This window comes from Acetivibrio ethanolgignens (assembly GCF_001461035.1).
Classification (GTDB): Bacteria; Bacillota; Clostridia; order Lachnospirales; family Lachnospiraceae; genus Velocimicrobium; species Velocimicrobium ethanolgignens.
Genome location: NZ_LNAM01000208.1, coordinates 1 through 19,761 on the forward strand (window position 1 = coordinate 1; position 19,761 = coordinate 19,761).

The 19,761-nt window shown below is 39.3% G+C and carries 19 protein-coding genes and 1 tRNA gene; 15 read left to right on the forward strand and 5 right to left on the reverse strand.

Going from position 1 to position 19,761, the window contains the following annotated elements; translation table 11 throughout:
• Positions 1–17: 17 nt before the first annotated feature.
• From ASU35_RS16595 to ASU35_RS16625, 8 genes are read left to right on the forward strand one after another with little or no spacing between them, the layout of a single operon-like run.
• On the forward strand, positions 18–1,286 hold the full coding sequence (locus tag ASU35_RS16595) for a hypothetical protein (protein WP_058354091.1): 1,269 nt from the start codon (positions 18–20) through the stop codon (positions 1,284–1,286).
• Positions 1,231–2,868, forward strand: a complete 1,638-nt coding sequence (locus tag ASU35_RS16600) for a hypothetical protein (RefSeq protein WP_058354092.1) — start codon at positions 1,231–1,233, stop codon at positions 2,866–2,868. Before ASU35_RS16595 ends, ASU35_RS16600 begins: the two co-directional genes overlap by 56 nt.
• Before the next feature lie 15 nt (positions 2,869–2,883).
• Entirely contained in the window at positions 2,884–3,336 is a 453-nt protein-coding gene (locus tag ASU35_RS16605) for a hypothetical protein (RefSeq protein ID WP_058354093.1), read from the forward strand.
• A 3-nt stretch (positions 3,337–3,339) separates the two neighbouring features.
• A complete protein-coding gene (locus tag ASU35_RS19510; protein WP_156059468.1) occupies positions 3,340–3,504 on the forward strand; it encodes a hypothetical protein in 165 nt (54 codons plus the stop codon).
• Between the two features lie 26 nt (positions 3,505–3,530).
• Complete coding sequence (locus tag ASU35_RS16610; RefSeq protein ID WP_058354094.1) at positions 3,531–4,028, forward strand: hypothetical protein; 498 nt, start codon at positions 3,531–3,533, stop codon at positions 4,026–4,028.
• Positions 4,015–4,812, forward strand: a complete 798-nt coding sequence (locus ASU35_RS16615) for a hypothetical protein (protein WP_058354095.1) — start codon at positions 4,015–4,017, stop codon at positions 4,810–4,812. Before ASU35_RS16610 ends, ASU35_RS16615 begins: the two co-directional genes overlap by 14 nt.
• Positions 4,809–5,903, forward strand: a complete 1,095-nt coding sequence (locus ASU35_RS16620) for a hypothetical protein (protein ID WP_058354096.1) — start codon at positions 4,809–4,811, stop codon at positions 5,901–5,903. Before ASU35_RS16615 ends, ASU35_RS16620 begins: the two co-directional genes overlap by 4 nt.
• A 12-nt stretch (positions 5,904–5,915) precedes the next feature.
• Positions 5,916–8,654: a DUF5704 domain-containing protein gene (locus tag ASU35_RS16625; RefSeq protein WP_058354097.1), complete on the forward strand. Its 2,739-nt coding sequence runs from the start codon at positions 5,916–5,918 to the stop codon at positions 8,652–8,654.
• Here ASU35_RS16625 and ASU35_RS16630 read toward each other — a convergent pair.
• Positions 8,651–9,238, reverse strand: a complete 588-nt coding sequence (locus ASU35_RS16630) for a zinc dependent phospholipase C family protein (RefSeq protein ID WP_058354098.1) — start codon at positions 9,236–9,238, stop codon at positions 8,651–8,653. The genes ASU35_RS16625 and ASU35_RS16630 overlap by 4 nt on opposite strands.
• Positions 9,239–9,390: 152 nt before the next feature.
• Here ASU35_RS16630 and ASU35_RS16635 point away from each other — a divergent pair, with 152 nt between their 5' ends.
• Positions 9,391–10,692 carry an HlyC/CorC family transporter gene (locus ASU35_RS16635; RefSeq protein WP_058354099.1) on the forward strand — a complete coding sequence of 434 codons (1,302 nt, stop codon included), beginning with the start codon at positions 9,391–9,393 and terminating at the stop codon, positions 10,690–10,692.
• On the opposite strand, the gene ASU35_RS16640 is transcribed toward ASU35_RS16635, so the two are convergent.
• Positions 10,689–12,323: an ABC-F family ATP-binding cassette domain-containing protein gene (locus ASU35_RS16640; protein ID WP_058354100.1), complete on the reverse strand. Its 1,635-nt coding sequence runs from the start codon at positions 12,321–12,323 to the stop codon at positions 10,689–10,691. The two genes, ASU35_RS16635 and ASU35_RS16640, sit on opposite strands and share 4 nt — an antisense overlap.
• A gap of 208 nt (positions 12,324–12,531) precedes the next feature.
• Here ASU35_RS16640 and ASU35_RS16645 point away from each other — a divergent pair, with 208 nt between their 5' ends.
• From ASU35_RS16645 to ASU35_RS16655, 3 genes are all read left to right on the forward strand, one after another.
• Positions 12,532–13,365 (forward strand): DegV family protein, encoded by an 834-nt coding sequence (locus ASU35_RS16645; RefSeq protein ID WP_058354101.1) that lies wholly within the window; start codon positions 12,532–12,534, stop codon positions 13,363–13,365.
• A 100-nt stretch (positions 13,366–13,465) separates the two neighbouring features.
• A tRNA-Thr gene (locus ASU35_RS16650) sits at positions 13,466–13,538 on the forward strand.
• A gap of 64 nt (positions 13,539–13,602) precedes the next feature.
• Complete coding sequence (locus ASU35_RS16655) at positions 13,603–13,833, forward strand: hypothetical protein (RefSeq protein ID WP_058354102.1); 231 nt, start codon at positions 13,603–13,605, stop codon at positions 13,831–13,833.
• Here ASU35_RS16655 and ASU35_RS16660 read toward each other — a convergent pair.
• Positions 13,830–14,453 carry a response regulator transcription factor gene (locus tag ASU35_RS16660; RefSeq protein WP_058354103.1) on the reverse strand — a complete coding sequence of 208 codons (624 nt, stop codon included), beginning with the start codon at positions 14,451–14,453 and terminating at the stop codon, positions 13,830–13,832. The genes ASU35_RS16655 and ASU35_RS16660 overlap by 4 nt on opposite strands.
• Positions 14,434–15,558, reverse strand: a complete 1,125-nt coding sequence (locus tag ASU35_RS16665; protein WP_058354104.1) for a sensor histidine kinase — start codon at positions 15,556–15,558, stop codon at positions 14,434–14,436. The genes ASU35_RS16660 and ASU35_RS16665 overlap by 20 nt, the downstream gene beginning before the upstream one ends.
• A gap of 140 nt (positions 15,559–15,698) precedes the next feature.
• Between ASU35_RS16665 and ASU35_RS16670 the strand changes: the two genes are divergently transcribed.
• From ASU35_RS16670 to ASU35_RS16680, 3 genes are all read left to right on the forward strand, one after another.
• Entirely contained in the window at positions 15,699–17,063 is a 1,365-nt protein-coding gene (locus ASU35_RS16670; RefSeq protein ID WP_058354158.1) for a putative DNA modification/repair radical SAM protein, read from the forward strand.
• Position 17,064: 1 nt separating this feature from the next.
• The gene (locus ASU35_RS16675) at positions 17,065–17,856 is read left to right on the forward strand and encodes a TIGR03915 family putative DNA repair protein (RefSeq protein ID WP_058354105.1); all 792 of its coding nucleotides are present in this window, start codon (positions 17,065–17,067) and stop codon (positions 17,854–17,856) included.
• Between the two features lie 96 nt (positions 17,857–17,952).
• The gene (locus ASU35_RS16680; RefSeq protein WP_058354106.1) at positions 17,953–18,369 is read left to right on the forward strand and encodes a hypothetical protein; all 417 of its coding nucleotides are present in this window, start codon (positions 17,953–17,955) and stop codon (positions 18,367–18,369) included.
• Positions 18,370–18,433: 64 nt separating this feature from the next.
• On the opposite strand, the gene ASU35_RS16685 is transcribed toward ASU35_RS16680, so the two are convergent.
• On the reverse strand, positions 18,434–19,702 hold the full coding sequence (locus ASU35_RS16685; RefSeq protein WP_058354107.1) for a GNAT family N-acetyltransferase: 1,269 nt from the start codon (positions 19,700–19,702) through the stop codon (positions 18,434–18,436).
• Between the last annotated feature and the right edge of the window lie 59 nt (positions 19,703–19,761).

Sequence of the window (19,761 nt, forward strand, 5' to 3'; positions counted from 1 at the left end):
TGGAGCAGATGTAAGAGTTGGAAGTTGCAAATGTCTGCTTAATCAGCAGACACTATTTAAATCTGGATTTTAATGACAGGTTAAACATCTTGGCACAGCGGCTCTATGAACGGTATAAGGGAAACGGAGTTATTGATGGAATCAGAGATATGCGGATTGATGGAGTGAGTGCAGGAGTGTCAGGAATACCAGAGGACTATGATATGAATGGTATGATAAGCGGAGCAGCAGAGCCGAGAGCACTGCCGGCTTCTTATGACAGTATATGGCTTTTTTATCATGGAAAGTCAATTCATCTGTCCTTTTTGGGTTTTCACAGCTATCGGGAGCTGATACGGGTCTGCCGGAATATTTACCGCTATAATAACCCAGAGCAGTTGTCTGCTGCTAAAGGCTACACGGTAAATGAAATGATGGATGGAAGCCGTGTGGCGGTGGCACGGCCACCTTTTTGTGAATCCTGGGTACTCTTTGTGCGTAAATTTGATACCGTGCTTCAGGAGGACATCCATAAGCTGATTACTGATCAGAATAAGGAGCTTCCGATTACAGTGATGAAGTGGCTGATTAAAGGCTGTCAGGTTACAGGTATCACCGGAGAGCAGGGCTCCGGTAAGACGACTCTTTTAATGTCCTTAATAGGCTTTATTCCACCATCCTATAATCTGCGGGTACATGAGTTGTCCTTTGAACTGCACTTAAGACGTATTTATCCTGACAGAAACATCGTGACTTTTCGGGAGACAGCAGATGTTTCGGGACAGGAGGGATTGGATTTTTCTAAAAAAAGCGATGGTACAGTAAGCATTTTAGGTGAGGTAGCAAGCAATCCCATTTGTTGCTGGCTGATTTCCATGGCACAAGTAGCCTCTTTATTTACATTGTTTACACATCATGCCAAGACAACAGAAAATCTGGTAATTTCCATGCGAAATGCTCTTTTACTGGAGGGAGGCTTCCATGATGAAAAAGCAGCCTGCCGCCAGGTGACAGAAGCGATTCGTTTTGATGTACATATGAAAAAAGGGATGGACGGGCACCGCTACATTGAACATATCAATGAAATCGTACCGGAAGGAGATACTTTTTCTGTACGGGAGCTGGTTTGCTTTAGAGAAGGAAGATATGTAAAAGGAGAGGGCTTTAGCACAGACAGTGTGGAAGATATTAGTTTTCATCTGGAACCGGCAGAGAGAAAGGATTTTCAGAGATTTATAGGAGAGTGGGAGAATGAAGGATTGGTATCAGCTTCTACAGAGGCTTCCCTGGGTGCGGGGGTATCTTAGTGAACTTCAGCATATATATCAGATTATAAAGCCTGCAGACGAGATTACCGTTGAAAAGTCTGTAAAGAGGGTTTTAAAGGGTAATCTACTTTTGAGCCTTATTCTGGCAGGTATTTTTCTGAGCTTTCGGGGTGCTACGGTATATTTATATGGAATTTTATTTATGACGGCGGTTATTGTAAACCGGCAGTGGGTAAATCAGCGCCTTCTGAAAGAAGAAAAACGGCTTTTGGAGCAGCTGGAAAAATACCTGGGAGATGTGAGACACCATTATCATACAGGAGGCCTTATTGAAGAAGCAGTATATGATTCTCTGGAACAGGCACCGTATGAAATAGCTCTTCATATGCATCAGATTTATGATGTCCTTACGGAAGAGGACAAGGAAGCAGATATAAGATATCGGGAATTGGCACCCAACAAGTTTCTGACGACATTTCTGGCTTTGTGTCAGATTACGATAGAATATGGTGACAGTATTTGGGATGGGAGTTCTTTGTTTTTAACAAATTTAAATTATCTGCGGGAGGAGATACGAATAGAGCTGTTAAAAAGGGAAAAGGCTGCCTATGTGTTCAGTGGACTATTCTGGATTAGCCTTTTGCCGGTATTCTTTTTAAAGGTTATTGAAAACTGGGGAATTCAAAATCTTCCTGAGCTTGAAACGTATTACCATGGTACCTATGGGATTATTGTATCTTTTGTGATTTTTTTGGGCACCTTCGGTTCCTGTCAGCTGATTGGCAGGTTAAAAGCCTTTGAAAGCTGTTATAAAAATCATTATTTACTGGAAAAAATAGGAGGAATTCCATGGCTGCAGCAGAGAATAAAAGCATGGATTTTTACACATCCGAAAAAATCAGCAGAAGCAAGCCAGATTTTGCAGAAATGTGAAACAGGCTTAAGATTGCCGGAGTTTATTGTGAAAAAGCTACTTTATACAGCTGGTGGAGCAGGTATTGTATTTATTATGGCACTTCACATCGGTCTTTTAAAAAATTTGTTCTGGCTGCCTGCTTTTATTCTCGCCGGTGTATGCAGTTTTTTTGCAGGCTTTTTAGCAGGAAAGCTTCCGGAGGTTTTTTTAGCACTTCAGCTTTTTCTTGGAAAACGGGAAAAAGAAGATGAGGTTTTGCAGTTTCATTCCATCATTATTATGCTGATGCATTTGAAACGAATGAACGCAGAGACAATTCTTTGCTGGATGGAAAATTTTAGCAGATTTTTTAGAGGTTCTCTGGCAGAGTGTGTAGATAATTTTTCCTGTGATAATGAAGGAGCCTTACTGCTATTAAAAGAAAGGGAACCATATCTTCCATTTGTACGGCTGGTAGAGAATCTTGAGGCCTGTGACAGAGTAGGAGTAGAAAAGGCTTTTGATGAGGTAGCCGGACAAAGAAACTATTTTTTGGAGAAGAGAAAACAGGATAATGAAATTGCAATTACAGAAAAAGGAGCACTTGCCCGTGTTGTAGCATACCTTCCTATGGTACTGACGCTTTTATTATATTTAATTGTACCTTTTGTACTGGAGAGTATACTTCAGCTGTCAGGCTATATGTCACAGGTAAGTGGACAATAAAAGAGGAGGAGAACAATGGAAAACAGTTTAAAGGGGCTGCTTTTGGCAGCAGGAACAATTATTACCTGCGTGATTGTTGGGTTGGGGTTTTATATTGCGAGAGAAGCAAGAGATACGGCAGCCAATGGGGCAGGGCAGATTGCCAGGCTTAATGCAGAGTTCAACGAAAGTGATAAAGTCATTTATGATGGGCTGCAGGTATCCGGAAGTGAAGTGATTAATGTAATAAATAAATATAAAAATGATTTGCTTTGCATCGAGGTAAAGACGAAAAAAGGAACCAGTTACTATAATCATACCTTGAACCGGGAACGTACAGCACTTTCTGATGGCACAGGGGCATCTGTAAAGGCTGCTCAGGATCGCCTTAGTGAGACCTATATTAATCCGAACGGGCAGTTTAGAGGAAGTGTTGTGAGAGACAACAATAATACAATTATTGGAATTTCCTTTGAGCAGGAGGTGTAATAGATGGAAAATGGCCTTGAGCTTTTTTATGAGGGATTTGGAGCAACCTTATTTTGTATGGCCGTTGCTGTCATGCTGTATATCTTTAGCAGTCTCCATGGTACAGAGGAGATGTTAAAACAGAATCTAGAGGAAAATCATATTATATCTGTTACGGTGATAGAATGACAGAAAAAGGAGAGGACAGACAGTAGATGCACGGATTTGAAAAGATGGTAGAGATGATAGTAACAATCGTGCTTTTATTTTTAGTGCCGATTCAGTATGCCGGTGCAAAGGCAGATATTTTAAACCGAAGCTATGTGATGACAGAAACGGCTTATCTTGTGGATTCTGTAAGGACAACAGGAAAATTAACCAGACAGATGTATGAGGAATATGAAAAAAAGCTTGGGATTACCAGACAGGTCTATGAAATTGAACTGGTGCACTACAAAAAGCTTTTAAATGAAACGAAGGAAGGCTATCAGACGTATTTTCAAGGAGTTTATACAGCGGATATCAAAGAGCAGCTTTTTTTAGAGACGGGCAGTTATGAACTTTTGGCAGGAGATTTTTTTCGGGTTCAGGTTAATAGAGTCAGTTCTTCCCTGGCAGAACGCTTTTCCTTGTTTTTCGGGCTGCAGGATGGGAGAACTGATTTAAGTGTAGAGGCTGTTTATGGAGGGAGAGTGCATAATGAGGCCCGCTAGCTTTGGAATCGTCTTTGCAATGCTTTTTTTATGCTTTGCAACAATAAGTGATCATGGTACAGCTGCTTTGCAGGAAATCAGTTTTTTAAGAATCAATTACAATAACTGTCTGGATAGTGCAATAGAGGATGCGATGACGGAAAGTGTAGAGATAGATAACGGACGCCAGGTAAGGCTGAATAAAGAGGAGGTGGTGGATAGCTTTTTTACAGCCATGGCAGTAAATTTTGATGCAATGGAGAATTCAGGCAGAAGAGAGCTTTTAAAGGCCTGTGTGCCGGTAATTGCTTTTGTAGAGAGAAGTAAGGTTACCTTCTTTTATGATTTTTTAAATGAAGGTAACACTCGTGAGGTATGGTTTGAAAAGAAATGGAAAGATTTTAGGATTTATTTTACTCTTACTGATTATATTCGTGTGGAAAATATGGAAACAGGGGATGCTCTGGAGGGAGATTTTCACGATATTGGAAAGGTGTATGACATTCCATTCTTTCAGGAAGAAAGCTGGTTTTCTGAGGAACAAAAAAGGCTTACACGGGAGGTATTATTAGAAAATCTGGAGGAGATAGTCAAGGAGCACAATGTGGCAGTAAAACGGTTGGGGATACAGTATCGTTTTTTTCTTCCGGTAATAAAGGATGAGGAATGGTATCGGGAAATTGACCAGATTAGTATGCTGGTGCTGTTTCAGGGATATCCGTATGGAAACCATACGATTGGATATTATAACAGAATGGCAATTGGTGGTGCTGAGATTAAAAAGAAGGGATATGAGTATAGATGAAGAAAACCATAGCAATGCTAATAGCTTTAGTGTTTTTAGGCGGAATTTATGGAAATCGAACTGTGGAGGCTGTAGAACTGGAGGGAAAAACGAGAGAGGAAGCAGCGGTCTGGGTATGTCAGGAGATGGAAAAACAAGGAGAAAAAAAGAATGAAAAGCTCCTTGATGTAATTGAAAAGGAAAAGCGGATATCAGACTTGAACCGTATAAAAAAGGAAAACCGGGAAGCAGTGCTTTTAGCCTATCATTGGGGGATTATGGGAGGCAGCAGTAATGGCAGTTATAGTAAAAGCAGAAGCTTTCAGGGAAGCCAAAAGCTTACCCTAAAGGAATGGAAGGAAATAAAAGTTAGAATTCAGAAGCCGGAAAAGCGTCTGAAGCTGAGCCCGGATGGGCAGCTTTGCAGAATGACAAGGCTGCCTTCCAATTATAAAAAATTTCCGTATATTTTGGATAGCTATCCAAACAGCTATTATGAGAGTACCTTTGATTATGAATGGTATGCAGATAAGCTAAAGGAGGGAAAGGATTATGTAAACCCTTCGAAGATGGATAAAGCGAAATTCATAAGCTGGAATAAAGAATATCCACTCTCTGAAATTAGGGAGAAATACGGGGAAGACTGGAAAAAATGTATTGAGCAGAATCTAAAAACCCGTCTGAATGTGGACTATCGAAAGGTTTCAAAGGATTTTACTTGGTTTAACAATTTGCGAAATACATACTATCTTTATGGGGATTGGGAACAGGATTTGCAGAAAACAGAAGAAATTGAAGAATACATAGAAAAAATAAAGAGAAATAAGGTAATTATTAAGGGTACGGTAGATATAGACAGCTCTACCCTTTATAAGAGCCTTACCGGTTATTTTATGAGAGCGCATATCAAATTTAAGATTATTTCTGCAAAGGAGATTCCTAAGGATCAGAGAGAGCTTTTCTTTGGAAGCCATGTGTACTTTAAAAATCTGAAAAAAGGAGTATGGAGAGAGGCCGTTGTAGATATTGGTCTTGCTACGGCAAATTTTTGCTCTGATGGAAGAGATTTTGCGGTATTTACAGATAATCTGGTAGATCCTATGAAGAAATAAGAGGAGGTTGGGATGAAGCGGTTTATTGAACTCTTTATAATAGTAACAGCTGTTATTTTTATAAACAAGACGGCCTTTGCAGGAACAAATATTGCTTATATAAAAGATGGAGATATTGTTTTTGAAACAACAGATACCATTGCAACCTCTGGTATAAGATGGAGTGAGGTAGGTTTTACTCTGCGAAGGGACAGGACAGGCGGGAATCCAGTAAAGGATAGTAAATATGGGACGCTTTGGTTAAAGGAGAAATACCGTAGTAAAAAGGATAATGGTGATGGTACCTATCGTGTCAGCTTTACCATACCGAAAAAGGATACGGAGACCGTTCTTTCAGAAGCAGGTATTCTGAAGGGGAAGGGGGATATTCTGTATTTAAATGGTATTTTTAAGGTGATTCGATATGGGAAAACAGATAAGAAATATTATAGAACTTTGTCTGGAATAAAGGGGGCAGCTGGTTGGAGAAATAAAAAAGACTTTGATGAGCTTTTTGATATAAAGGTAGTGTTTAAGGCTCCAGAGCCGCCAGAAGAAAAGCAGGAGAAGGAAAAGATAAAAAAGGAGGGAACAGGAGAGGCAGCACCCTTTGCAGTAATCGGAGCAGGAGAACTGGGAAATGAGCCCTTTGATGTCACAGAAGGAGTACCTGTAGAGGAGTCTCTTTATTGTACTGGCTGGACAAAGGAATATATACGTTCTTATGAATATAAAAGAGTGCAGGGAGAAAAGATATATCCAGTAACGGTAAATAGAACTTATCAGCTTTCCTGGACAGAAAAGAGAATGGTTCCTGATGGCAATAAAGGAGAATTGAAGGAAATTTCTGTCCCAAGGAGTCGAAGTCACACAGTTTCCAGTGAAGTATATGTAAAACGAAGATATTCTTATTGGAAAATTGAAGATTTATATGTGGGAATACCGGAGCAGATGCTTGTATATAATGGGGCTCTGCCTGGAGAACAGGTGGTGATGGAGCCGGTAAATTATGAACCACCGACAGTTGATTATGAGTTGTATTCTAAGAAGGAGCATATTCAGGAACCATCCTATAATAGAATCTTACAGCTACCAACAAGGTATATTTCCGGTAGTGATTTTGCACCAGAAGTTCCTAGTGAGAATTTTCAGGCCTATGCAGAGTCTGAGATTCCTGAAATACGGGTGAGAAATGATTTTCTCTCAGTAAAAGGTGAGGTGCTTATGGAGCCTGTTTGGCAGGAGATGAGCACAGAAAATCCAAAAGAATTTCTAGAGGCAGGAGAACAGACTAAGGATTTTGTATTTTTAAAGCAGGGACTTTATTTGCCGGTAAAACGGCCAAATGGTACTTATACATCTTCTGGAAAAGTGATATATAAGCCACTAATTGCTTTAAAAAAAGAAAATGAAAGGAGAAGAACCTTTCCTATTGAAGAAATCAATCCTGTATTTGTTCATACCCCTGTGGTATGTGATGGGAGTGTAGAGGATAAATATAGGGAATGCCAGATGCTTTTTCCGGATCAGGAAAGAGGAGCCCTGATTCTTGGAAAAAGCTTTCAGGTCACTTTATCGGCAGAAGGACATCACCGGAGTATTCTTGGATATTTTTATCAGGATTACAGTCGGTACATAAAGAGGCGGCAGGTAAAGTTCCCATTTGAGGTAATTTATCAGGGAGAAACAAAAAGTAGCAATAGCTGGGTGGAGATAGGAGAAAATGCTACGTTTTACCTTCCTATGCAGGTGGCAGAAGGAAAGTACCGGATAGAATTTCGCTGCGTGGCAAAAAATGGGGAAATAGGTGATGGAGAAGAACGCTGGGCTAATCTGTCAGAAGAAAACTATGTTGCAAGGGACTGGGTTGATGTAGAGGTTTCCGGGCAGTTAAGAGACTTTAAAGTGTATGATATTTCTGATTATCCACTGTGGCAGAAAGTATTCCGAAAAGAAAAATCATTGGCTTTGACGGGCTTTTCTTTTCCGGTAAAAAGCCTGCCAATCAAGACAGGAAGTCATCCTTATTTTTCAAATATCAAGGGAATTAAGCCTGGATATATTCTTCGTATGAGTTGTCTTACTGTCGGAGAAATGGAAGATGCAGATGCTTATGTAAGAATTATTCCGCGATTTTATTATATTTCTGAGGATTTGAAGCAGCGACAGGAGGTAGATGTCTATTATACAGAAACAGTAGAGGGAAAGCTCAAGCAGTTGATAAAAATAGGAAGTGAAGATGACAGAAATAATGTAAAGAACATAAGGCTGGGAGATACCTATCTTAGTATTCCAACAATAGAATTACAAAAAACAGCAGAAAAGAAGCAGCTGCAGTTGAAAGAATTTTTACAGAAAGAGTATAAAAGCTTTACCTTTTCTAATATTATGTTGTCCAGTCAAATGCAGATACTTTGTGATACTAAGGGAGTACAAAAATGGTACTTTGAATACTATCTGCCATCAAAGCTGTATATTACGAGGAAAGACTTCTCACTCAATCAGGTGGAAAAAAGAAATAAGTTAAATTTACAGGAAGAATTTTGGCTGAAAGAGGGATTTCTAATACTTAACTTTGATATTGAAACGATTCGCAATGGAAAAAGATATTTAAGTTATCGAAATGAAAGTATGGCTCTACAGGGATATCGAAATCAGTGGTTATATGAAAAAAATGGAGAAATTACAGACCCCTATGCTCTGGGAGACGTAGCACAGCTTAAATTAAATCAGTCTGCAGCTATCGACTACCAGAGCAGAGGAACTCATTAATTTACTCCATAAGAAGGAAACGGTAAATTTAGTTCAAATAATTGTAAAAGAGCATCTACCACTCTGTGGCAAAGTTCAACAATATAGATACAGTCATATTGTGTTTCCTTAATCGTGTTTAGATATTTTTCGTGGGAAACTTTGATAAAAGCGATGATTTCGTCTGTGGTACGGAAGATATCATTTTTTTCGCGGACACGCTTAGCTTCTTCGCTTTTCACATAGTTTCGAATGGCATGTTTTAAATCTTCCTCATAAATACAATGCTCTTTTAAAGTTCCAGAAAAAATTTTGTTATGTGGAAAGGTAAAGTAATCAGCTACATAATGGGTAATCACGCCCAGGTGGCGGCAATAGTAACTGCTTAATCCCTTTTCAAAGTTATAGTTAATAGTTATTTTATCAATTTCTTTTCTTAAAATGTCAAGAGTTTCGTCAATCGAGTGCCTTCTTGTGATGAAAGAAGGGGTACAGTCAGGAAGAATGCTTCCAAGGTAAAAGGATTTCTTATGCTTTTGTAAGTATTCCATTCCGTTGCTGTTCATCAGATAACGGGCAACAGAAATATGAGATTTCTTTCTCATTGGATTCACCTCCACGGGGACTATTGTACTATTTTTTTTTCAAGACTGCAAGAAAAATAAAAAAGAATTAAAAAAAAGTTAAAAAATTGTTCATATTCTTGACATGGCTAATGTGATATTGTAAAATATCACAAAGATTGGAGATGATGTAATTGGACCCTAGTGACGTGACGCAGATAATATTTTTAATAATTTTGATTGCGTTATCTGCATTTTTTTCCTCTTCGGAAACAGCACTGACTGCAGTAAATAAAATTCGGCTGCGGAGTCTGGCAGAGGAAGGTGTAAAAGGTGCAAAAATCACCTATAAGCTGATTGAGGATCCGACAAAAATGCTGGGAGCTATCTTAATTGGAAATAATGTTGTTAATATTTTAGCGGCTTCCCAAGCAACTACCCTTGCCATCAATATGTGCCAGAGGATGGGCATGAGTAATAATGCCAGTGTTGGAATTGGTATTGCCAACGGTGTTATTACAATTTTAATTTTGATTTTTGGTGAAATTACACCAAAATCTCTGGCAACCCTATATGCAGAGCAGATTTCTTTAAAGATAGGGGGCATTATTTATTATCTTGGAAAAATTCTTACGCCGGTTATCTTTATTGTAAATAAGCTTTCTATAGGACTTCTGATGTTGTTTCGAATTGATACGACAAATAAGGTATCATCCATTACCGAGAATGAGCTTCGCACTCTTGTAGATGTCAGTCATGAGGAAGGCGTTATTGAAAGTGAAGAACGAAGAATGATTACAAATGTGGTAGATTTTGGTGATTCACTAGCAAAGGATGTTATGGTTCCACACATTGATATGGAGTTTGTCAATGTGGATGACACCTATGATGAACTTGTTGCAGCCTTTGAAAAGGAAAAGTTTTCAAGACTTCCTGTATATGATGAAACAAAAGACAATGTCATTGGAATCATAAATCTTAAGGATGTGTTTTTCTACAAGGACAAGCCGGAAAATTTCCATATCCGGGAGCATATGAGAGAGCCATACTTTACCTATGAATTCCAAAAAACTTCAGAACTTTTAATTGAGCTTAGAAAGGCTTCAGCAGCAGTAGCCATCGTTTTGGACGAATATGGTGCAACGGCTGGTTTGATCACTCTGGAGGATCTTCTGGAGGAAATTGTCGGAGAAATCCGTGACGAGTATGATGATGATGAAGTCGATCCGATTCAGAGCATTGGAGAGGACGAGTACATGGCTGAGGGAACGGCCAGGCTGGATGAAATCAATGAGGCGATTGGGCTTTCCTTGGAATCCGATGATTATGATTCGATTGCAGGCCATATTATAAACCTTTTAGAGCATTTGCCAAAGAAGGGCGAATCTGTTCAGGAGGGCAATATTTTGTATACAGTTGAGGAAATGGATAAGAATCGTATTGATAAGGTTCGTATTAAAAGATTTCCACTAGAAGAAAAAGAAGACGAGGATTAATCCTCGTCTTCTTCTTTCTGTACACTTAAAATCTGTCTCTTTCTAGCCATTTCGTCACTATCAAGATATTCATCATAGGTAGAAATCTTATCAATTAAACCGTTTGGTGTGATTTCCATAATACGGTTAGCAATGGTCTGAATGAACTGATGATCCTGAGAGGTAAATAAAACAACGCCAGGGAATTTGATAATTCCGTTATTCAACGCAGTAATGGATTCCATATCCAGGTGGTTGGTAGGTTCATCCATAATCAGTACGTTGGCTCCCATAATCATCATTTTGGAGAGCATAACACGAACCTTTTCACCTCCGGATAAGACATTGACCTTTTTCATACCGTCATCTCCAGCAAAGAGCATACGTCCCATAAATCCGCGGACATAAGTAACATCCTTTTCAGGAGAATAAGGCATCAGCCAGTCTACAATAGTTTCACTTCCGGAAAACTCTTTTGTGTTATCCTTTGGAAAATAGGACTGGGTTGTGGTAACCCCCCATTTGTAGGAGCCTTCATCCGGTTCCATTTCGCCAGCCAGGATTTTGAAAAGAGTAGTGGTAGCTAGTGTATTGTTTCCAACAAAAGCGATTTTATCATCATGGCCTACAATAAAGGAAATATTATCCAAGACCTTTACTCCATCGATTGTTTTAGAGAGGTTTGTTACGGTAAGAACCTCGTTTCCAATTTCGCGGTTTGGCCGGAAGTCAATATAAGGATATTTACGACTGGATGGTTTGATGTCATCCAGTTCGATTTTTTCCAAAGCACGTTTTCTGGAAGTTGCCTGCTTGGATTTAGAAGCGTTGGCACTGAACCGTTGAATAAATTCCTGTAATTCCTTAATTTTTTCTTCCTTTTTCTTGTTTGCTTCTTTCATCTGTTTAATCATAAGCTGACTGGATTCATACCAGAAATCATAGTTGCCGGCATAGAGCTGAATCTTGGCATAGTCAATATCTGCAATGTGTGTACAAACCTTATTTAAGAAATAACGGTCATGAGACACAACGATAACTGTATTATCAAAATTAATCAGGAATTCCTCCAGCCAGCGGATAGCATCTAAATCCAGGTGGTTGGTAGGCTCATCAAGAAGAAGAATATCAGGGTTGCCAAAAAGAGCCTGAGCCAGAAGTACCTTCACCTTCTGAGAACCGTTAAGATCCTTCATTATAGCGTAATGCAAATCTGTTTCAATACCAAGACCATTTAAAAGAGTAGCAGCGTCAGATTCTGCTTCCCAGCCATTCATAGTCGCGAATTCACCTTCGAGCTCACTTGCCTTAATGCCGTCTTCTTCTGTAAAATCTTCTTTCGCATAGATTGCTTCTTTTTCTTTCATAATGTCATAAAGACGTTGATTTCCCATAATAACAGTATCTAAAACAGGATACTCATCATATTTAAAGTGGTCCTGCTTTAAGAAGGAAAGACGCTGGCCAGGAGTGATGATAACATCTCCCTTTGTCGGCTCAAGTTCTCCAGTAAGAATACGGAGAAAAGTGGATTTTCCGGCACCGTTGGCACCAATAAGGCCATAGCAGTTTCCCTCGGTAAACTTAATGTTTACATCTTCAAATAATGCTTTCTTTCCTAAACGAAGTGTAATATTACTTGCTTGTATCATAATAAAATCCTTTCAATTTATATTGTCTATATGCATATCAAGTCTTATTTTACCGTAAAATCCATATTTTGCAAGTGCTTTTTTCAAAAGAATAAGATTTCTTAATAAAAGTGGTATCTTTTATTGACTGGAGAAAGGTAATATGCTATTATATATAGTAATCAATACTACGTTAGCTAGTAAAAGCTTTTACAGGAGGATGTTTTTTATGTCATATCAGATTATAGGAGATAGCTGCACAGATTTGACGAAAGAGCAAAAAGAATCGGGAGAATATAAGCTGGTGCCGCTTACTCTTGAGATTGGAGCAGACACCTTTGTAGATGATGAAAACTTTAATCAGAGCTTATTTATAGAAAAGATGAAGGCTTATCCAGACTCACCAAAGTCAGCTTGCCCGGCACCGGAGGCGTATATGGATCTTTTTGATAAGGCAGATGATATTTATGTAGTTACGTTATCTTCCCAATTGAGTGGTTCTTATAATAGTGCTGAGGTTGCAAGACAGATGTATCTTGAGCAGGAAACGAAAAATATTGCTATTATTGATTCAAAATCAGCGTCTGTAGGTCAGACCCTGCTGGCCATGAAGATAAAGGAGCTTGCCGAAGTGGGTCTTCCATTTGAAAAAGTAGTGGAGGAAGTATGTAAGTTCCGGGATGAGCAGGATACCATGTTTGTACTGGAGGATTTAGAGAATCTTCGCAAGAATGGGCGTTTATCGAATATTAAGGCTTTGTTAGCTAATGTGCTGAATATTAAGCCGGTAATGGGAGCAACACCAGAGGGAACGATTATACAATTAGATCAGACCCGTGGTATGAAAAAAGCATTGGTTAAAATGGCAGAATTAGCAGCAGAAAAGGCAATTCGTCCAGAGAAAAAGATTCTTGGTGTGGCACACTGTAACAATTATGAACTTGCTACATTTGTAAGGGATGAGATTATGAAGCGAGCAGGCTTTAAGGATAGTATTATCGTGGATACTGCTGGTGTTAGTACTCTGTATGCAAATGATGGTGGTATTATAATTAGTTTTTAAATGAGAAGCTTGAAAGCAGGCTATTTGGAGTAAAAAATGCTCGAAAAATATAAATATTACTTGCAAAAAGAAAAGAAATTGAGTATAATAGTAGAGCAGTGCTTTCGTGGCTCAGTTGGTAGAGCAACGCATTCGTAATGCGTGGGTCGTGGGTTCGAGTCCCATCGAAAGCTTATAAATTCTTCACAGAAGTGTTGCATTTTGCAGCACTTCTGTTTTTTCTATAGGAGATAAGGTATGCGTGTGGAAAGATTTAAAATGGAACGGCCAGGACTTGTAAAGCCGGGAGAAGAGGTAAGGATTACCGAACGTTTCTCTCCGGGAAGTTGGTATTATATTATTGAGCCTACAATAGCTATGTCTGGATGTTATAAGACAAAAGACAGAATCCTCTCTACCAAAGGAACTGTAAAAGAAGTCGAAGAAAACGACAGGGGCTTTTACATCATGGTAGAGGTGGAAAATTAATGGTGCTTATAATAAAAAATTGCAATCTGGGTACGATCTCTAAGACAAAGCTTTTCTAAAATTAAACTGATATAGTTTCGTATCGTGCCCTCACTCAGGCAGAGCTTTTCTGCAATTTCTTTATTGGAAAGTCCTTCTGCAATTTCGCAGATAATTTCATATTCTTTTTCAGAAATATCATAATCCTCATAACAGAACTGTTTTTCTGTCTGAGAAAGCAGTTCTGGGAGCTTATTTACAATTTCTGTACCGTAAATATTGTGTCCAAGATAAACTGCTTTCAGAGCCGAAAGAATACTGTCAAAGTCCTGCTTAAGCATATATCCTTTGGCTCCGATATTTAATGCTCTGATAATATATTCGTCATCAAGAAAGGTTGTCAGATATAAAATGCGAGCGTCAGGATAGACAGATAGGATTTTTTCGCCAGCTTCGAGTCCGCTCATAACCTCCATGCGAATATCCATAAGAAGAATATCGGGAAGCAGACTCTGATAGAGAGAAACTGCATCTTCGCCATTATATCCCATGCCGACCACTTCAATCTCAGGATCAGCAGAAAGAATTGTCTTTAGAGAGCTGCAGACCAGCTTATCATCGTCAATCAGTAATATTCTCATGTTCTATAACCTCCTTTGGAATGATAGCTATTAGCTTAAAACCGTCGTTCAGATTCAACTGGAAGGTGCCATGAAAGCTCCGTACACGGTCATACATACTCTGAAGTCCAAGTCCATCACTGTACTCATTACGGGCTTGGGCTTTTATAAGCTTTAATTTGTTTTCCGATGTAAGAGTACCGTTATCAAAAATCTCTAAATGATACTGTCCAGGCTCCTCCTTTAAAAGAACAGAAACCTCTGTTGCATTAGAATGCTTGATGGCATTGGTGAGGCCTTCTTTTACAAGGGCAATAAAGCAGTATCGAAGCTTTATCTGTGGCTGGAAGGAAAGCTCATAGGCAAGCTTTGCAGGACAGAAGGAAAAATCACAGATTAGTTCCTCAAGACTGGTTTTTAAATCAATGGATTCATCATGTATATCATGAATCGTAGCACGGATACTGTCCATACCTTCAGAAATAGAGGCCTTCAAATCAGAAAGACCTTCCAGGATAACAGGGTCTTTTTCCAGGGTCATCAGGGCTCCTATCTGAAGCAGAGAGCGGGAAAGTACATGACCGACATGGTCATGGATTTCTCTGGAAATACGGTTACGTTCTTTTAAAGTGGCAGTGCGGATTTCATAGTCCTGGTTTTCTAAAAGGCTACGGCTTTTTTCTTCCTGCGCCTGTGTAAGCTCCTGAGAGGTCTTTCGGAAGGTTTCATAATCCTGAGCAACCATTTCAATAGTTTCCTGTTTTTTTGCCAAAAGAAAGGACAGAAGCAGAAAAAAGGAATTCAGGAGAAAAATGGAAAATGGAAGCTGTTCCCAGATGAAAAAAATAACCACTGGAAATAATAAAACCATCCATCGAAAAACAGTCTGCAGCATATCATAAAAAAATACAGGAAGAAAAATCGAAAATAGCGGCAGTGGTATACAAAGAGTCAGAAAACCAATAAAAGTAAAGCATTGAAAAACAGGATTCTTTATGAGTGAGTTCAGTACACAAAGAACTGTAGTAACAGCTGCTGGTATGAGAATATGAATACTGCTGTCTGCCAAATAATATAAAGCAGCAGAAAGAGCAATTAAAAAAAATCGGTCGATTTGTCTGGACATGGAAACTTTCCCCCTGCGTAATATCTAAGCTTTATTATAAACAAAATTTTTAGAAAAACAAGTCTTTACAAACAAACATATGTATGGTATTATAAAAACAAACAAATGTTTGGTGAATTCGTTCGATGGGTGGGAAAGATATGATTTTTGCAAAAACAGAGTTGGATATGTCAGAAAAGCTACAGATTCTTTCAGATGCGGCAAAGTATGATGTTGCCTGTACTTCCAGCGGTGTGAACCGGAAAGGAAAAGGTGGGATGATAGGAAACGCATCTGCCGCCGGTATCTGTCATGCTTTTGCGGTGGATGGACGTTGTATTTCTCTGTTGAAGATTCTTTTTACCAATGAGTGTATTTTTGACTGCAAGTATTGTATCAATCGCAGAAGTAATGACGTAGCACGTGCTTCTTTTACTCCGAGAGAGGTAGCAGAACTTACGATTGATTTTTACCGAAGGAATTATATAGAGGGACTTTTCTTAAGCTCAGGTATTATAAAAAACCCGGATTACACGATGGAACAGTTGTGTGACACGCTTTCCCTTCTGAGGAATGAGTATCATTTTAATGGTTATATTCATGTAAAGGCAATTCCCGGAGCTGACCCGCTTTTGATTCAGCGGGCAGGATTTTTGGCAGATCGTATGAGTGTCAATCTTGAGCTGCCGACGGCAGAGAGTCTGGAACACCTGGCTCCTAACAAAAAACGAAGACATATTTTGAAGCCGATGAGGCAGATACAGCTGGGAGTGCAGGAAAACCGCTACTGCCTGGAGGATTTTAGGAAACAGTCGCCAGCCTTGAGAGAGGAAAAACTGCCTGCACTACGCCAGGGAAAAAAGCTTTTTGTACCAGCTGGACAGAGCAGTCAGATGATTATAGGAGCGACACCGGAGAGTGATTACCAGATTTTAAAGGTAGCGGAGACTCTTTATCAGAAATTTAGCTTAAAAAGAGTATTTTATTCTGCCTTTGTAAATACAACGATGGACAGTAGTCTGCCGGTATTGGAGGATGGACCGCCGTTGCTGCGTGAGCATCGCTTATATCAGGCAGACTGGCTTTTAAGGTTCTATGGCTTTGAGGCTTCCGAGCTTTTAAATGAAAAACAGCCTAATTTTAACGTTTTGTTGGACCCAAAGTGTAACTGGGCTCTGGGACATCTGGAGAGGTTTCCCGTGGAAATCAACAAAGCAGATTATTATACCCTTCTCAGAGTGCCAGGGATTGGAGTGAATTCTGCACAGCGGATTGTAATGGCGAGAAAAACGGCATCTCTTGATTTTAATGATATTAAAAAAATGGGAGTAGTATTGAAAAGAGCTCTGTATTTTATTACCTGCAGTGGAAAGATGCTTTTCCCGGTAAAGATAGAGGAAGACTATATTTTAAACCATATGCTGGATATAAAGGAAAAACTGCCGGAGGGAGTCGGTGGTAGGGGAGCTTACCGACAGTTGAATTTATTTGATGATTTTAAAGTAAGTACAGGAAGGATGCTTTGATGTGACAATTTTTGTGTGTGAGGATACCATGGATGGTATATTTACCGGAATCTATGATGCTTGGAGCAGCAGACTGGGGCATAGAAATGTCCGTGTGGAGATTGAAAAAGAAATTACAGGACCAGAGCTTTTTTGCGAATATAGAAAGATAGAGACGGATAGACAGAAGGCATTTAAGGTAGTAGATTCTATAGAGAAAAAGCTTGGGCATGAGTTCTTTGAGATTGTATATTATAGTGTACTTTCGGGAAAAGAAGGAAGAGCAGATGATATTTACCGCTTCTTACTACTGGCTTTTTCTGTAGGAAGCGGTTGCCTGGAACAGCTTTCTCATCCGTATGTACATCCGATATTTGAGCGAAGTCGCAATGCTAAGAGAGAGTATCAGCATTATCAGGGCTTTTTGCGTTTTTCAGAGCTCTCCAATGGCATCTTATTTTCAGAAATTCGTCCGGTAAATGATTTGCTCGTTTTGTTGGGAGAACACTTTAATGACCGTTTTCCTGAAGAAAATTGGATTATTTATGAAGCCGGGCGGAGAAAGGCAGCCTTACATAAAAAGGGTACACCCTTTGTTATGCTGGAGCTTTTGGGAAAAGAAGAATTATTGGAAAAGCTGGGATCGCAGGAGTTCTCTGAGAGAGAAAAGAATCTGCAGTGCCTGTGGAAGGATTTTATTGATGCCATAGGGATACAAGAAAGAAAAAATGAAAAATTACAGCAGCAAATGCTGCCTTTGAGATTCCGAGAATTTATGCAGGAGTATAGCAACCCGGTAAAGCAGAAGGATTAAAGTAGAGGGGACATTGGCAATTTTATAGATTTTGAATATTTGAATATAAAAAGGAAATACTACCTTTGTAAATATATAATTTAGGAGGAGTATTCCATGAAAAAAAAGCTTTATTTGTTACTTGCAACAGCATGTCTTACTGCTTTTGTATTAACTGGCTGTGGTAATATGGGTACCAATAATAATGGAACAACCAACGGTACAACCAATGGTACTACAAACAACGGAAATACTAATACAACTGCACCAGGCACAAATAATACCGGAAATAATAACGGTACTACAAATAACAATGGTACAACAGATGGAAATGGCGGTTTAGTTAATGATGTCGAGCAGACAGGCAATGATTTAATCGATGATGTTCAACGAGCTGGAGATGATGTAATGAATGGTCTGACCGGCAATAACACCAATGGCAATAGCACCAACGGCAATAACACTAATGCAAATGGTACAACAAATGGAAAGGGAACAACCACTAACGGCACAAATAGAACTACAAATCCATAGGCAGTATAACAGAACAGGTCAGAAAGCTTTGAGATGCTTTCTGACCTGTGGTAGTCTTAGATAGTTATTGATATTTTTTTGAATATACGGAGGTATCCGGATTTTTCATATAATTTTTTACAGCAGCATTTTTTGCTCTTTCATGCAGAGATTCTACAGGATTGATTACATATAAAAGGCAGTGGCGGCCGTGATAGCGAACCTCCTTTTCAAAGGTCATACCAAGGCGTTCGGCTACCCGGATGGAGCGAGTGTTCAGTCGATCGATGACGGCAATGACCCGGGTTATGCGAAGCTCTGTGGCAGCATAGTTGAGAACGGCCTGGCAGCATTCCAGAGCATATCCATAGCCCCAGTGATTTCGGTCAAGAAGATAAGCAAGCTCGATTTCAGGCTGCTCATCAATAACCTGATTCTGAATGCCGCACCGTCCAATGAGCTCACCGCCATTTTTACTGAATACACCCCAGAGGCCGTAGTTATAGAAGGCATAGACATTTTTAATATATGCCTTATGTTTTTCAACTTCAATGTCAATGTATTCATCCATACCGTCAATATAGAGACATACCTCAGGGTTCTGATATATTTTGTAGAGAGATTTAATATCTTCAACAGAAAGTTCCCGGATGATAAGCCGTCGGGTTTCCTTAATTGTAATTGGTTTTCCGAGATATCTGCTCAAAGTGTTATTCATAAAAGCATAGTTTAGAACATGGAAATCATCTGTTACCAAAAAGGCAGCAAATAAATCCTGATTTCCGGAATTAGGGTTCATATAGCCAATACATGGAATAGAGGCAGCTTTTGCAGCCTGGGTTCCCAGAGTGGAATCTTCAATAACTAAGGTTTCATTCTGATTTACGCCAAGCAGGGAAAGTGCTTTTTGAAAGATATCAGGGGATGGCTTGGGATGTGCTATATCCTGGCCGGAAACTAGCTTGTCAAAATATTTCTGTATACCGAAGGCCTTGGTTACCTCCTCAATCCGTTTTAAAGAGGAGGAGGAGGCAACTGCCATTTTAACTCCGTGGTGGGATAATTCCTTTATCAGCTCAATCACACCAGGAAGTGGAGTCATACCCTCTTTTTCAAAAAGCTTTTTTACTGTTATGCGGTCATTGTTAATTAGCTCTTCTGTACTTACAGAAAGCTGATAATCTTCGCGGATTTTGTCGAACATATAGGTTGCTGTAGTGCCTATAAACTGATTCAGATAGTCCATGGTAAGAGTAACACCAAGCTCCTGAAGTGTAAGTATGGTAGCCTGATTATGAATTGGCTCGCTGTCAATGATTACACCATCCATATCAAAAATAACAGCTTTTAGCATAGCGATAGCCTCCTTTTTGTTAAAACTTTTTATTTCTGTCTCTATTATAACAGATATAT